The organism is Cellulosimicrobium sp. CUA-896 (assembly GCF_001942335.1).
Taxonomy (GTDB): Bacteria; Actinomycetota; Actinomycetes; order Actinomycetales; family Cellulomonadaceae; genus Cellulosimicrobium.
Genome location: NZ_MKKH01000055.1, coordinates 125,620 through 138,664, shown reverse-complemented (window position 1 = coordinate 138,664; position 13,045 = coordinate 125,620). Strand labels below are relative to the sequence as shown.

The 13,045-nt window shown below is 72.2% G+C and carries 15 protein-coding genes, 1 tRNA gene and 1 pseudogene; 2 read left to right on the top strand and 15 right to left on the bottom strand.

Annotated features, from left to right (window positions below; genetic code table 11):
* Positions 1-192 precede the first annotated feature (192 nt).
* Together BJF88_RS22480 and BJF88_RS15185 are read right to left on the bottom strand one after the other, a co-directional pair.
* Positions 193-321, bottom strand: coding sequence for a hypothetical protein (locus BJF88_RS22480; RefSeq protein ID WP_255372081.1), 129 nt, complete (start codon positions 319-321; stop codon positions 193-195).
* Between the two features lie 127 nt (positions 322-448).
* Positions 449-521: transfer RNA gene (locus BJF88_RS15185), tRNA-Arg, on the bottom strand.
* A 131-nt stretch (positions 522-652) separates the two neighbouring features.
* On the opposite strand from BJF88_RS15185, the gene BJF88_RS15180 reads away from it, so the two are divergent.
* Positions 653-1,615, top strand: coding sequence for a nucleoside hydrolase (locus BJF88_RS15180; protein WP_075829402.1), 963 nt, complete (start codon positions 653-655; stop codon positions 1,613-1,615).
* A 204-nt stretch (positions 1,616-1,819) separates the two neighbouring features.
* Here BJF88_RS15180 and ehuA read toward each other — a convergent pair whose 3' ends face one another.
* The 5 genes from ehuA to ehuB all read right to left on the bottom strand — a co-directional run bounded on the left by ehuA (position 1,820) and on the right by ehuB (position 4,983).
* Positions 1,820-2,605, bottom strand: a complete 786-nt coding sequence (gene ehuA / locus BJF88_RS15175) for an ectoine/hydroxyectoine ABC transporter ATP-binding protein EhuA (RefSeq protein WP_255372076.1) — start codon at positions 2,603-2,605, stop codon at positions 1,820-1,822.
* Between the two features lie 46 nt (positions 2,606-2,651).
* A complete protein-coding gene (gene ehuD, locus BJF88_RS15170) occupies positions 2,652-3,293 on the bottom strand; it encodes an ectoine/hydroxyectoine ABC transporter permease subunit EhuD (RefSeq protein WP_075829401.1) in 642 nt (213 codons plus the stop codon).
* A complete protein-coding gene (locus BJF88_RS22475; RefSeq protein ID WP_255372075.1) occupies positions 3,290-3,673 on the bottom strand; it encodes an ABC transporter permease subunit in 384 nt (127 codons plus the stop codon). Before BJF88_RS22475 ends, ehuD begins: the two co-directional genes overlap by 4 nt.
* Positions 3,610-3,849: an ABC transporter permease subunit gene (locus tag BJF88_RS22470; RefSeq protein WP_255372074.1), complete on the bottom strand. Its 240-nt coding sequence runs from the start codon at positions 3,847-3,849 to the stop codon at positions 3,610-3,612. Before BJF88_RS22470 ends, BJF88_RS22475 begins: the two co-directional genes overlap by 64 nt.
* A gap of 171 nt (positions 3,850-4,020) precedes the next feature.
* Positions 4,021-4,983, bottom strand: a complete 963-nt coding sequence (ehuB, locus tag BJF88_RS15160; RefSeq protein WP_075829400.1) for an ectoine/hydroxyectoine ABC transporter substrate-binding protein EhuB — start codon at positions 4,981-4,983, stop codon at positions 4,021-4,023.
* A 339-nt stretch (positions 4,984-5,322) separates the two neighbouring features.
* Between ehuB and BJF88_RS15155 the strand changes: the two genes are divergently transcribed.
* Positions 5,323-6,087 carry a GntR family transcriptional regulator gene (locus tag BJF88_RS15155; protein WP_075829399.1) on the top strand — a complete coding sequence of 255 codons (765 nt, stop codon included), beginning with the start codon at positions 5,323-5,325 and terminating at the stop codon, positions 6,085-6,087.
* A 62-nt stretch (positions 6,088-6,149) separates the two neighbouring features.
* Here the strand turns inward: BJF88_RS15155 and BJF88_RS19260 are convergent, their stop codons facing one another.
* The 8 genes and pseudogenes from BJF88_RS19260 to BJF88_RS23845 form a co-directional block, all read right to left on the bottom strand.
* Complete coding sequence (locus BJF88_RS19260; RefSeq protein WP_304441372.1) at positions 6,150-6,410, bottom strand: methyl-accepting chemotaxis protein; 261 nt, start codon at positions 6,408-6,410, stop codon at positions 6,150-6,152.
* Positions 6,350-7,720, bottom strand: coding sequence for a GAF domain-containing protein (locus BJF88_RS15150; protein ID WP_158068955.1), 1,371 nt, complete (start codon positions 7,718-7,720; stop codon positions 6,350-6,352). Before BJF88_RS15150 ends, BJF88_RS19260 begins: the two co-directional genes overlap by 61 nt.
* 107 nt (positions 7,721-7,827) lie before the next feature.
* The gene (locus BJF88_RS22730; protein ID WP_222844020.1) at positions 7,828-9,399 is read right to left on the bottom strand and encodes a methyl-accepting chemotaxis protein; all 1,572 of its coding nucleotides are present in this window, start codon (positions 9,397-9,399) and stop codon (positions 7,828-7,830) included.
* 218 nt (positions 9,400-9,617) lie between these two features.
* Entirely contained in the window at positions 9,618-10,403 is a 786-nt protein-coding gene (locus BJF88_RS15140) for a hypothetical protein (RefSeq protein ID WP_075829398.1), read from the bottom strand.
* On the bottom strand, positions 10,400-10,765 hold the full coding sequence (locus BJF88_RS15135) for a PadR family transcriptional regulator (RefSeq protein WP_075829397.1): 366 nt from the start codon (positions 10,763-10,765) through the stop codon (positions 10,400-10,402). Before BJF88_RS15135 ends, BJF88_RS15140 begins: the two co-directional genes overlap by 4 nt.
* A gap of 36 nt (positions 10,766-10,801) precedes the next feature.
* Positions 10,802-11,338: a dihydrofolate reductase gene (locus BJF88_RS15130; protein WP_075829396.1), complete on the bottom strand. Its 537-nt coding sequence runs from the start codon at positions 11,336-11,338 to the stop codon at positions 10,802-10,804.
* A gap of 16 nt (positions 11,339-11,354) precedes the next feature.
* The gene (locus BJF88_RS15125) at positions 11,355-12,179 is read right to left on the bottom strand and encodes a thymidylate synthase (protein ID WP_369824637.1); all 825 of its coding nucleotides are present in this window, start codon (positions 12,177-12,179) and stop codon (positions 11,355-11,357) included.
* A gap of 384 nt (positions 12,180-12,563) precedes the next feature.
* A pseudogene (locus BJF88_RS23845) lies at positions 12,564-12,989 on the bottom strand (alpha/beta fold hydrolase); the annotation flags it as partial.
* Positions 12,990-13,045: the final 56 nt, after the last annotated feature.

The following is a 13,045-nucleotide window of genomic DNA, read 5'->3' as shown; positions in this document are numbered from 1 at the left end:
CGTCGACGCCAGCGAGCCCTCGGCAAGCTCACCCCCGTCGAGTACGAGCTCGCCTTCACCGCCCAGAACGCCGCGCTTGCGGCATGATCACCACTAACCCCGTGTCAACGGATCCGGCAGCAGTCCCGAACTCGGAGGATAGGGCTTGGGCACGAGGGACATCCTTCCAGCGAGAACGACAGTCCTCACAGGTCAGGAGTCAACCGATCCTGGGGCAGTGCCCAGCGTCTGACGCGAGATGGCCCACGACGCCGCGACCTCGGTGATCGAACGGCCATCACCGATGACCGCCACCACCGCCTTGTACATCTGCTCAGCCACGCTCAACTCCCTCATGAGCGAGCGTCAAGCGTCAGCCGAAGCAGGTGTCAAGCATCAGCTGCCACACCGTCAACCATCAGCCGAACCCGAACCGTCAAGCATCAGGCGGAGTCATACACCGACTCGGTGCGCCTGGCCAGATTCGAACTGGCGACACCCGCTTTAGGAGAGCGGTGCTCTATCCCCTGAGCTACAGGCGCGTGGCCCCGGGGCAGGGCCGCAGCACAGCCTAGCCGCCGCGGGTGCCCGGACGCGAAGCACGCCACGCGTCGTCGGGCACTGCGAGCGGACACAGGCTGCCGAGCAGGGGTCCGCACGCGAGGATGGGCGCGTGCTCACCGGTGACTCCTCGCTCCCTCGCAAGGTCGTCCTCGACTGCGACCCCGGCCACGACGACGCCGTCGCGATGCTTCTTGCGCACGGCTCCCCCGCGATCGACCTCGTCGCGGTGACGACGGTCGCCGGCAACCAGACGCTCGAGAAGGTGACGCGCAACGCGCTCGCCGTCGCGGAGGTCGCGGGGATCGACGTACCGATCGCGGCGGGCTGCGACCGTCCGCTCGTCCGGCCGCGGATCGTCGCGCCCGACATCCACGGCGAGACCGGCATGGACGGGCCGGTCCTCCCGTCGCCTCGCGGCGTCGTCGACGACCGGCACGCCGTCGACCTCATCATCGAGACGGTGCTCGACGCAGAGCCCGGCGAGATCACGCTCGTCCCGGTCGGGCCGCTGACGAACATCGCCATGGCGGCCCGCAAGGAGCCGAGCATCGTGCCGCGCGTGCGGGAGATCGTGATGATGGGCGGCGCGTTCCACGGCGGGAACCGCACGCCCACCGCGGAGTTCAACGTTTTCGCCGACCCGGAGGCCGCGCACGTCGTGCTCAACGAGGCGTGGCCGGTGACGATGGTCGGACTCGACGTCACGCACCAGGCCGTGGCCACGCCCGACGTCCGCGACCGCATCGCCGCGCTCGGCACCACCCCTGCCCGCTTCGTCGGCGAGCTTCTCGACTTCTACAGCAGCACCTACCGCTCGGCGCAGGCCTTCCCGCACCCGCCGGTCCACGACCCGTGCGCCGTCGCCTACGTCGCCGAACCAGCAGTCATGACGACGCGTCGCGCCCCGATCGACGTCGAGCTCGCCGGCACCCTCACCACCGGCATGACGGTCGTCGACCTCCTCGGCGACGAGCCCGCCGAGTGCCGCACCCAGGTTGGCGTCACCCTCGACCACGACCGCTTCTGGACCCAGGTCCTCGACGCCCTCCACCGCATCGGCGACCCGGCCTGACCCCGAGCACACGTATGGCCCGCCCGGAGTACCGGACGGGCCACAGGCGTGCTGTCGACGGTGCAATGAGCGGTCGACGGTGGAGCGAGGGGTGGGGCGGGTCGTGGTGGGTCTGGCGGGAGCCGCGAGGAACGAGCGGCGGATGGTAGACCCGCCCCGCCCCTCGCGGAACCGTCGGCCGCGGACCCACCACCACCAGAGGACTCAGCCCAACACAGCCTTCAGGAACTCCTGCGTGCGCTCGTGCTCCGGGGCGGTGAACATCGTCTCGGGGTGAGCCTCCTCGATGATCCGCCCGTGGTCGAACATGAGCACGCGGTTCGACACCTCGCGGGCGAACTGCATCTCGTGCGTGACGAGCAGCATGGTGATGTCCGTGTTCTCGGCGACGTCCCGCAGCACGCCGAGCACGTCGGCGACGATCTCGGGGTCGAGCGCCGAAGTGACCTCGTCGAGCAGCAGGATCTCGGGGTCCATGGCGAGCGCTCGCGCGATGGCGACGCGCTGCTGCTGACCGCCGGAGAGCTCGGTGGTCTTGGCGTCGCGCTTCTCGGCCATGCCGACCTGCTCGAGCAGCTCCTCCGCGCGGGCCGTGGCCTGCTTTCGATTGTGCCCGAGCACGTGCATGGGCGCCTCGATGATGTTCTCGAGCACGGTCATGTTGGGGAACAGGTTGAACTGCTGGAACACCATGCCCACGCGCTTGCGCACGGCGCGGCGTCGCTTCTCGGGGATCTCGACCCACTTCTGCCCGCGGTACTCGTGGGTGTAGGGGTCGCCGTCGATGAGGATGAGCCCGCCGTCGGCCTCCTCGAGCGTCATGAGCAGGCGCAGGATCGTCGTCTTGCCGGAGCCCGACGGGCCGATGAGCGTCACGCGGTCGCCCTTGGCGACGCTGAAGCTCAGCCCGTCGAGCACGACGTTGTCGCCGAAGCGCTTGATGACGTCGCGGAACTCGATGGCGGGGGTGGTGTCCGGCGTGGTCGACACGCTGTCCTCCGGGTGACTGGCTGGGTCGGTCGTGGGGTCGATCACGTCAGGCAAGGCGCTTCTCCATCCGTCGCACGAGGAGCGAGGTCGGGTAGCTGGCCGCCAGGAAGAACAGGCCGACCATGGTCAGCGGCTCGATGTAGGAGAACGTGTTGGCGCCGTAGTTCTGCGCCGCCGCGAACATCTCCACGATGGAGATGGCGAACAGGAACGGCGTCTCCTTGAACATCGAGATCGCGTAGTTGCCGAGACCGGGGAGCGTCTTGCGGATGGCCTGCGGCAGCACGACGTCGCGCCAGGTGCGCGAGCGCGGGAGGTTGAGTGCGGTGGCGGCTTCCCACTGGCCGCGCGGCACGGCGTCGATCCCGGCGCGGTACACCTCGGACATGTACGTCGCGTAGTGCACGCCGAGCACGGCGCACCCGACGACGATCCCGGGGACGGTCGGCAGCGCGAGGTAGACGAACACGAGCTGCACGAGCAGCGGCGTGGACCGGATGAACTCGACGACCACGCCGACCGGGACGCTGATCCACCGGACGCTCGAGCGTCGGGCGAGCGCGACGAACAGGCCGAGCACGGCGGCGATCGCCGTGCCGACGACGGTCGCGAGGATCGTGAGGCGGAACCCGTAGAGCAGGTCGGGGAGCACCTCCCAGGCGCGTTCCCAGCTCCAGATGTCGTTCATGCCGCACCTCCCTTCGCCGACACGGGGACCGGCGCGAGGTTGAGCACCTCACGCAGGCTCGGCCCGGCGCCGAGACGGTTCTTGGCCCGTACCTCGAGCGCGTTCATGCCCAGGGTCAGCACGTACGCGATGGCGAAGTACACGAGCAGGCCCACGGTGTAGGAGAAGAACACGTCGTTGGTGCTGCGGCGCAGCTGCTCAGTGAAGAAGTTCACGTCCTGGAGGAAGATGAAGGTCGCGAGCGCGGAGCCCTTGAGCAGCTGGATCAGCAGGTTGGTGAGCATGGGGATCATCAGCGCCCACGCCTGCGGGAAGATCACGCGACGCACGCGGTGGATCGGGCCGAGGTTGAGCGCCGTCGACGCCTCCCACTGCCCCACCGGGACGGAGTTGATCGAGCCGCGGACCACCTCGCGCCGTACGCGCCGTAGTTGAGCCCGAGCGCGACGATGCCGACGGCCAGCGACTCCATCTTGAACCCGAACACGGGCAGCACGAAGAAGAGCCAGAAGAACTGGACGACGAGCGACGTCCCGCGGAAGAACTCGACCACCACGCGGGCCGGCCGCGCACCCAGAGGGACTGGGTGCGCGAGCCGAACCCGAGAAGCAGCGCGATCAGCATCGCCAGGACGGCGCCGCCGAGCGTCAGCTGCAGCGTGACGAGGACGCTGTCACCGAGCTGCGGGAGCCGGGTGACGAGCGTCTCGAGATCGTCGGCCATCGACTCAGGCGTCCAGGCCGAGCTCCGGGCCGAGCTCGTCGGCGATGGCCTCGAGGTCGCCCTCGCAGAGCATCTCCGCGGTCAGGCCCTCGACAGGACGCTCGGCCTCGGTGAACCCGAACGGGCCGAGGATCTCGGCGTAGCGCTCGGGGTCGGAGACGATCGACTCGAGCTCCTCGTTGTACGCCTCGAGCAGCTCGGTGTCCTCGTCGCGGAACACGGTCGCGCCGGCGCCGATCTGCGGGACGCCGTCGATGACGGCGACGAACGCGTCGGTCGCCTCGACCGGGGCGTCGGTGTTGTCCGCGAGCGCGCGCAGCGAGATGCCGGTGAGCGCGAACGCGTCGGCGCGGCCGGAGGTGACGGCGTCGAGGCCGTCCTGCGGGCTGCCGACCTGCGTCGTCTGCACGTCGGTCTCCTCGGCGTAGCCGGCCTCGATCGCACCGGACATGACGGCGAGGTTGATGTCCGCGTCCACGGCCGACTGCCAGTCGGTGAGGTTCTGCGGGTTGCCCTCGGGCACGAGGAACGCCGTGGTGTACATGATCTCGGGCTCGCTGAACGCGGCCTGCTCGCAGCGCTCGGGCAGGATCGACATGCCCGCGCTGATGGAGTCGAAGCGGTCCGCGTTGAGGCCGGGGATGAGCGAGTTCCACTCGGTGAGCGTGCCCTCGACCGAGTCGATGCCCAGCTCGCCGTAGATGGCCTCGTTGAGGGCGACAGCCGCGCCGGTGAGCTCGCCGCTGTCGTCCTGGAAGCTGTAGGGCTCCTCGCCGGCGAAGCCGACGGTGATGGTGCCGGAGTCCTGGAGCTCGGTCAGCGTGCCGCCGCCCGCGGTGTCGTCGCCGCCGGTCTCGTTGCCGCCGTCGTCGACGCTCGAGCAGGCGGTGGTCACGGCGAGCAGGCCGACGGCGCTGGCCGCCAGGAGCGCGCGACGCCGGGGCGCGGTGGTTCGCGTGGAAGTCATGATTCCCTTCGTGCCCGTCGACGCGAGCGGTCGCGGACGGTCGGTGGGGTCGTTGGACGTTCCACGACGTTAACCGGTCGTCGACCATTCAACAATGTGACCGTCCTACCGTCCGATTGTCTACAATCGGACAGCAGACGGGTCGCAGCGGCCCGTCCCACCGGACGGCCACGGCGCGTGACACACGCTCTGACCAGGGCAGACGCGCGACGCACCCCCGTCCGGCCCGCAGACAGAAGACCGCGTCCCCGGCGGACGCACCACGCCGTCGGCAGGGGATGATGTGATACCGGATCGTGACCTCGACCAGCGCACGACCACCTCGGGAAGGGAGAGCCGATGAGCCCGGCCTCGCGCGCCCCGCTCGGCGCCGCGCCGTTCCTCTCGCCGGTGACGCGGCCGTCGACGGTCGACCTCATCGCGCGCGAGCTGCGTGACGCGATCTACTCCGGCGCGCTGCGCGTCGGCTCGCCGATCCGCGAGGTGGAGATCGCGAACCAGCTCGGCGTGAGCCGCGGCCCGTTCCGCGAGGCCGCGCAGCGGCTCGTCCAGGAGGGTCTGCTCAGCGCGACCCCTGGTCGCGGCCTGAGCGTCATGACGATCGGCCGCGACCGCATCCCCGCCCTGTACGCCGCGCGCGCGAGCGTCGAGACGACGGCGGCGCGGATCGCCGTCGCCTCCGCCGGCGAGGCCAAGGCCGCTGCCGTCCGCACCGCGTACGACGCGCTCGTCGCCGCCGGCCGCTCCGAGGACGCCCGGCGCATCGGCGACGCCGACCTCACGCTGCACTGGACGCTCGTCGCGGCGGCCCGCAACCCGTGGCTGCTGCGGTGGATGAGCACGCTCATCGTCGAGGTGCGCATCGCGAGCTTCACCGTCAGCGACGAGTACGCGGTGCGGCGCGACTCCGCGGTGTCGCACGCCGACCTCGTCGAGCGGTTCGAGGCACGCGACGCCGACGGGCTCGTCGCCGCGATCACCGCCAACCTCGACGCCGCGGTCGAGCGCCTCACCGCGCCGCTCGAGACGCACGTCGAGACGCTCGAGGAGCCGCACCCCGTGCCGCCGCCGCGGCTGGAGCCGATCGAGCCGACCGGGCTCTGACGCCCCGGGCCCGGGCCGCCGTCGGGTCGGCCCGGTCAGCCCGGTCAGCCCGGTCAGCCCGGTCAGCGCCCCTCGAACGCCCTCGCCATGGCGCGCTGGCTCTCCAGCACTTCGCTCATACGCTGCTGGACCTCGTCGATGCGGCCGATCGTGTCGTTGATCGCCTCGATCCCGCGCGCCACGGTCGCCGTGTTGGTCTGGATGTCCGCCACCTGCTGGCCGACCTTGCTCGTGGCCGTCGTCGTTCCGCCCGCGAGCTCCTTCACCTCGGTCGCCACGACCGCGAACCCGCGGCCCGCCTGACCCGCGCGCGCCGCCTCGATCGTGGCGTTGAGCGCCAGCAGGTTCGTCTGGTCGGCGATGGTGGAGATGATCTTGATGCGTCCGCGATGGCCGCCGAGGACTCGCTCAGCGCCTGCACCTCGGCCGCGATCTCGGACGCCTGGGCGACCGCGCCCGCGGCCACGGTCCCCGCCTCGGCGGCGCTCGCCGAGAGCTGCTCGACGCTCCCGAGCAGCGCGGCGGCGGCCTCGGCGTCACGCGCGGCGCGGCGCAGGATGTCCAGGCGCTGGGACACGAGCCGGCCCACGTTGCGCAGCGCGTCGGCGCGGCTGGCCGAGAGCTCGATCGTCTCGGTGGTGAAGAAGTCCATGGTGCCGATGACCTGGCCGTCGATGACGATCGGCAGGCACACCCCCGAGCGGACGCCCGCACGCTGGGCCGCGGGAGCCCGCACGCAGTCGGTGAGCTCGGCGAGCTCCCGCACGAACACCAGGTCGCGCGCCTTCCACGCGCGGCCCGACAGCCCGACCCCCTCGGCGAAGCTCGCCGCCAGGGTGACCTGCCGGAACTCCTCCCCCGCCGTCCCGGACTCGACCGCGAACCGCAGCACGCGGTCGCTCTCGTCGAGCCTCCAGAAGGACCCGTACGCCCAGCCGAACTCCTGGCGCACCGAGTCGAGCGCGGTCCGCACCGCCGACTCCTCGTCCGTGCACGACCCGACCTCGGCGACCACGGCGGTCACCGCCTGCTGGTCGCGCACCGCGTCGCGGACCTGGGCGCCCGCATGCATCGCGGTCAGGGACTGGGAGACGGCCCGGGACAACGCGTCGAGCACGAACGGCCGCGTCGGGCTCGGTGTGCCGACGCGCTTCGTGACGAAGTCGAGCACCAGGGCGATCTTCCCGTCGTGCCAGAGCGGCAGCGACATACCTGCACGGGCACCGGCCGCGAGGGCCGCCACGCCGCGGGCGCAGTTGGGCGCGTACTGCGTGAGGTCCGGCACGTCGACGACGCGGCCGCGCTCCCAGGCGATGCCGCACATCCCGTACCCCTTGCCCGGGCGGTGCGACGGCGTGATCTCGTCCAGCTCGGCGCCGAAGGACCCGACCTGCGCGACGAACTCGAGGTGGTCCGCCCCCTCGCGCACCGCCCACGCCGACGCGTAGTCGAACCCGAAGGCGCGCCGGGTGCCGTCGAGCACCGCCTCGATGCCGGTGTGCACGGAGGTCGCGCACGCCACCTCGCCGAGCCGCTCCATGACCTGGTCCAGCGCCTGGATCTCGGCGGTCATGACCTCCTGCTCGTCGGCCACCGCGTCGCCGTGCGAGCGACGCCCCGTCAGTACACCCACTCCACGCCCCCTTGCTCGTCCACCCCTGGGTGGTTGCCCGGGGCAGAGGGCTCTATCGACCGGGCACGGCCGGGCGTGAGGATCGCGGCCGGGTGGTTTGCGCCCGGTCAGCGCCCCTCGAACGCCCGGGCCATGGCGCGCTGGCTCTCCAGGACGTCGCTCATGCGCTGCTGGACCTCGTCGATCCGCCCGATCGTCTCGTTGATCGCCTCGATGCCCCGCGCCACGGTCGCGGTGTTGGTCTGGATGTCCGCGACCTGCTGGCCGACCTTGCTCGTGGCGGTCGTCGTCCCGCCGGCGAGCTCCTTGACCTCCGTCGCCACGACAGCGAACCCGCGCCCGGCCTGGCCCGCGCGGGCGGCCTCGATCGTGGCGTTGAGCGCCAGCAGGTTCGTCTGGTCGGCGATGGTGGAGATGATCTTGATGACGTCCTCGATCGCGGTCGAGGAGTCGCTGAGCGCGCGGACCTCCTCGGCGATCTCGGAGGCCTGGGCGACGGCACCGGCGGCCACGGCCCCGGCCTCGCTCGCGCTCGCCGAGAGCTGCTCGACGCTGCCGAGCAGCGCCGTCGCGGCCTCCGCGTCGCGAGTGGCGCGGCGCAGGATGTCCAGACGCTGGGACACGAGCCGACCCACGTTGCGCAGGGCGTCGGCGCGGCTCTCCGACAGGGTGGTCGTCTCGGTGGTGAAGAAGTCCATGGTGCCGATGACCTGGCCGTCGATGATGATCGGCAGGCACACCCCCGAGCGGACCCCCGCGCGCTGCGCGGCAGGGGCGCGCACGCAGTCGGTCAGCTCGCCGAGGTCGCGGACGAACACCAGGTCACGCGCCCTCCACGCGCGCCCCGACAGCCCGACGCCCTCGGCGAAGCTCGCCGCCAGCGTCACCTGCCGGAACTCCTCGCCCGCCGTCCCGGACTCGACCGCGAACCGCAGGACCTGGGCGTCCTCGTCCAGGCTCCAGAACGAGCCGTAGGCCCAGCCGAACTCCTGGCGCACCGAGTCGAGCGCGGTCCGCACCGCCGACTCCTCGTCGGCGCACGACCCGACCTCGGCGACGACGGTCGTCACCGCCTGCTGGTCGCCGATGGAGTCCCGGACCTGCACCGCGGAGTGCATCGTGGTCAGGGACTGGGAGACGGCCCGCGACAGCGCGTCGAGGACGAACGCGCGCGTCGGGCTCGGCGTGCCGAGCCGCGCCGAGAGGAAGTCGAGCATGAGGACGATCTCGCCGTCGCGCCGGACGGGCAACGACATGGCGCCGCGGGCGCCGGCGCGCAGACTGGCTTCGCCGCGCGCGCAGTTGGCCGGGTGGTCCGCCAGGTCGACGAGGTCCACGATCTCCCCGCGCTCCCACGCCACGCCGCACAGCCCGTAGCCACGCGTCATCGTGTGGGTGGGCGTCATCGCGCTCAGCTCGGACCCCAGCGACCCCACCTGCGTGACGAACTCGAGCTCCTCCGAGCCCTGGCGCACCGCCCACGCGGAGGCGTAGTCGAAGCCGAACGCCCGGCGGGCGCCGTCGAGCACCGCCTCGATGCCGGCCTCCTCGGAGTCCGCGCCGGCGACCTCGCCGAGCCGCTCCATGACGTGGGCCAGCGCCTGGATCTCGGCGGTCATCACCTGCCGCTGGTCGGCCAGCACGTCGTCCTGCGTACGACGCCTCGTCAGTACACCCACGTGACACTCCTCCTGTCGTGACCCGGACGAGTGTCCAGGCGGAGTGTTCTATCGGTCGGGACGGGCCGGTCGTGAGGGCGACATCAGAAGATCCCCCGCACCGATCGTCGACGCGGGCGCTCCCGTGACCTGGGACGACGCGTGGTTGACATTGCGGAAAGCGCATACCGCGCATTCGCCAACGGTTTTTGCGAAAATGCGCGGACGGCCCTGCGCGATCACGTGGCGAGCCACCCGAGCAGCACCCCGACGACGAGCGTCCAGGCGGGCACGAGCAGGGCGGCGAACAGCCCGACCCGCCGGCTCTCGCGACGACGACGCGTGGTGGTAGCAGCGTCCTGCAGGGGTGCGAGGACCGGGTCGGCACCGTCCGGCCGTCGCGCGCGCACCAGGTCGGCGGCCGTGCCCACGACGAGCAGGGCGATGCCGACGGCGCACGTCGCCCCCGCGGGCAGCAGCACGAGCGTCGCGCGCAGCAGGAGGAGCGGGACGACGAGCGCCGCCGACGCCGCCCCGAACGCGACGGTCCCCACCACCGGGCGGCGCACGAGCGCACGCAGCACGGGCTCGGGCCGCCGGGCGAGGAGCACGAGCGCGCCGACGAGGACCACGCCCGCGAGCACCTGACCGACCGTGATCTCGACCGCGTCCCCGGTGACCACGGCGGGCACGGACCACAGCGTGAGGAACATGCCCGCGAGCTGGACGAGCGTCGGCAGGACCGTCCGCACGACCGCGCCCGCACCCTGGTCGGGGCTGCGGGGAAGCCCGAGCGAGCGCGCGTAGGCGACGGGGTCGCCGAACGCCTCGTCCGCGCTCTCCCCGCTCTCCGCGCAGTGGGAGTCCACCTCGCCGAGCGCCTCGCCGATGAGGTCGCCGGCGACGCCCTGGATGCGCAGCTCGAGCAGCACTCCCTCGGCCCACCGGGGGTCGACGTGCGGGGCGAGCTCGCGCTCGATCGCGAACCGGCGGGCCTCGCGGCGCTCCTGAGCGGTGGTGGTCATGCGGGCTCCTCCTCGGCGGGCGCGGTCGCGCCGTCGGCGACGATCCGGCGGGTCGTCGTGGTGAACGCGTCCCACCGGGCGGCGGACCGGCGCAGCTCGTCCGCTCCCGCACCCGTCAGCACGTAGTACTTGCGGCCGGGCCCGCCCTCTCCGGGCCGCCACTCGGCGACGACCCAGCCCGCGTCCTCCAGACGCTTGAGCAGCGGGTACAGCGTGCCGCCCTTGAGCGGCCCGAGACCGCTGTCCGCGAGCGCCGTCGCGACGGCGTAGCCGTAGGTGGGTCCGTCGGCGAGGACGCGCAGCACGCACAGGCCGAGCACGCCGCGCAGCCACTCGCTGGGCCAGTCGCGGTCGTCGTCCACGGCTAGACAGTATGCCTGACTAGATAGGCGGTCAACCTAGTGGCGCCGGTAGGTCACCATCCGGTACCGCAGGCCGGTCGACGACGTCGCCCACTCCCCCGCCTCGGCCCGCCACCCGGCAGGGACGGCCGGCGCGAACGTGTCGCCCTCCAGCTCGGCGTCGATCTCGGTGACGACGCACCGGTCGGCGTGCTCGATCGCCGCCGCGTAGAGCTGCGCGCCGCCGATCACCCAGGTCTCGCCGTCCGGCCCGGCCGCCTCGCGGGCGAGGGCGAGCGCGGCGTCCACGGACCCGGCCACGCGCACGGGTGCCCGTGACTCGTCGGGCGCGCGGTCGCCGTCGGGCACCCAGCCCGCCTGGCGCGTGACGACGACGTTCGTGCGGCCGGGCAGGGGGCGGAACCGGGGCGGCAGCGAGTCCCAGGTGCGGCGGCCCATGACGACGGGGTGGCCCGACGTGACGCGGCGGAAGTGGGCCAGGTCCTCGGGCAGGTGCCACGGCATCGTGCCGCCCGCGCCGATGACGGGCCGCCCCGCGGCGTCGCGCGCCTGGGCCCAGACGAGCCCGATCACCGGGCGACCGGTCCCGTCATACCGCGATCGGGGCCTTGATCGTGGGGTGGTGCTGGTACCCGACGACCTCGATGTCCTCGTACTCGTACGCGTCGATCGAGTCGCGCGGTGCGAGGCGCAGCGTCGGGTACGGGTAGGGCACGCGCCCGAGCTGCTCGCGCACCTGCTCGACGTGGTTGTCGTAGATGTGCACGTCCCCGCCCGTCCACACGAAGTCACCGACCTCGAGGCCCGTCTGCGCGGCGACCATGTGGACGAGCAGCGCGTACGACGCGATGTTGAACGGCACGCCGAGGAAGAGGTCGGCCGAGCGCTGGTAGAGCTGGCACGAGAGGCGGCCGTCGGCGACGTAGAACTGGAACATCGCGTGACAGGGCGGCAGGGCCATCTGGCCGAGCTCGCCGACGTTCCACGCCGAGACGATGTGGCGGCGTGAGTCCGGGTTGCTGCGGATCTGCTCGATCACCTGCGCGATCTGGTCGACGTGGCGGCCGTCCGGCGTCGGCCACGAGCGCCACTGCACGCCGTAGACCGGTCCCAGCTCGCCGTCGGCGTCCGCCCACTCGTCCCAGATGGTGACGCCGCGCTCCTGGAGCCAGCGCACGTTCGACTCGCCGCGCAGGAACCACAGGAGCTCGTACGCGATCGACTTCAGGTGCACCCGCTTGGTGGTGATCAGCGGGAAGCCCTGCGACAGGTCGAACCGGATCTGCCGGCCGAACACGCTGCGCGTGCCCGTCCCCGTCCGGTCGCCCTTCGGCGTCCCGTGCTCCAGGACGTCGCGCAGCAGGTCCTCATACGGGGTCGGGATCGGTGCCGCGGACGGCGCGTCGGTAACCACGGGCGCCAGTCTAGGCGCGCGTCGCCGACGGCGACGGGGCACGCCCGACGCCGTCGGCCGACTCGTGGACCGGCAGGTCAGCGGCTCAGGCCGCGGCCTCCCCGACCGCCCGGACGGCGTCGAGCACGACCTGCGCGACGACGTCCGGCCGCGAGACCGCGAGCGCGTGGGATGCGCCCGGGACCTCGGTCGTGCCGCGCGAGCCGGCCCGCTCGGCGACGAACCGGAGCACCGCGGCCGGGATGTTCCGGTCCTCGGCGCCGTGGACGAACCACGACGGGACGTGCCGCCACGCCGGGTCGCGGTCGCGAGCGGCTCGTTGAGCGCCGCGGCCGTGACCGGACGCTGGGCGACCGCCATGAGGGCCGCCGTGTCGGCGTCGACGTCCGCCACGAACTGCTGGTGGAACGCGTCCTGGCGGATGGTGAGCTCCTGCCCGCCGTCCGCAAGGGGTGTCGGCACGACGGCGTCCCCGAGCGTGCTGCCGGGGAACTTCGCCGAGAGCTCGAACGCGCTCTCTCCGGTGTCGGGCGCGAACGCGCCCACGTAGACGAGTCCGACGACGTTCGGTGCGCCCGCGGCGCCCTGCGTGGCGACCATGCCGCCGTAGGAGTGCGCGACGACGACGACGGGGCCGTCGATCGCGGTGAGGACGTCGCGCAGGTACGCGGCGTCGCCGGACAGGGAGCGCAGCGGGTTCGCGTTCGCGACGGCGGGCACGCCGGCGTCGCGCAGGCGCTCGACGACGCCGTTCCAGCTCGTGGAGTCGGCGAACGCGCCGTGGACGAGGACGACCGTGGGAGTGGACATGGATGTCTCCAGGAAGGTGTGGATGCGCGATGGGTACGGCCGCGGGGCCGGTGTTC

Bases quoted from the DNA above. Each gene is read 5' to 3' on its own strand.
- ehuD (WP_075829401.1), bottom strand. From the start codon at position 3,293: ATGAACGACATCTGGAGCTGGGAACGCGCCTGGGAGGTGCTCCCCGAC.
- ehuB (WP_075829400.1), bottom strand. From the start codon at position 4,983: ATGACTTCCACGCGAACCACCGCGCCCCGGCGTCGCGCGCTCCTGGCG.
- BJF88_RS15155 (WP_075829399.1), top strand. From the start codon at position 5,323: ATGAGCCCGGCCTCGCGCGCCCCGCTCGGCGCCGCGCCGTTCCTCTCG.
- BJF88_RS15140 (WP_075829398.1), bottom strand. From the start codon at position 10,403: ATGACCACCACCGCTCAGGAGCGCCGCGAGGCCCGCCGGTTCGCGATC.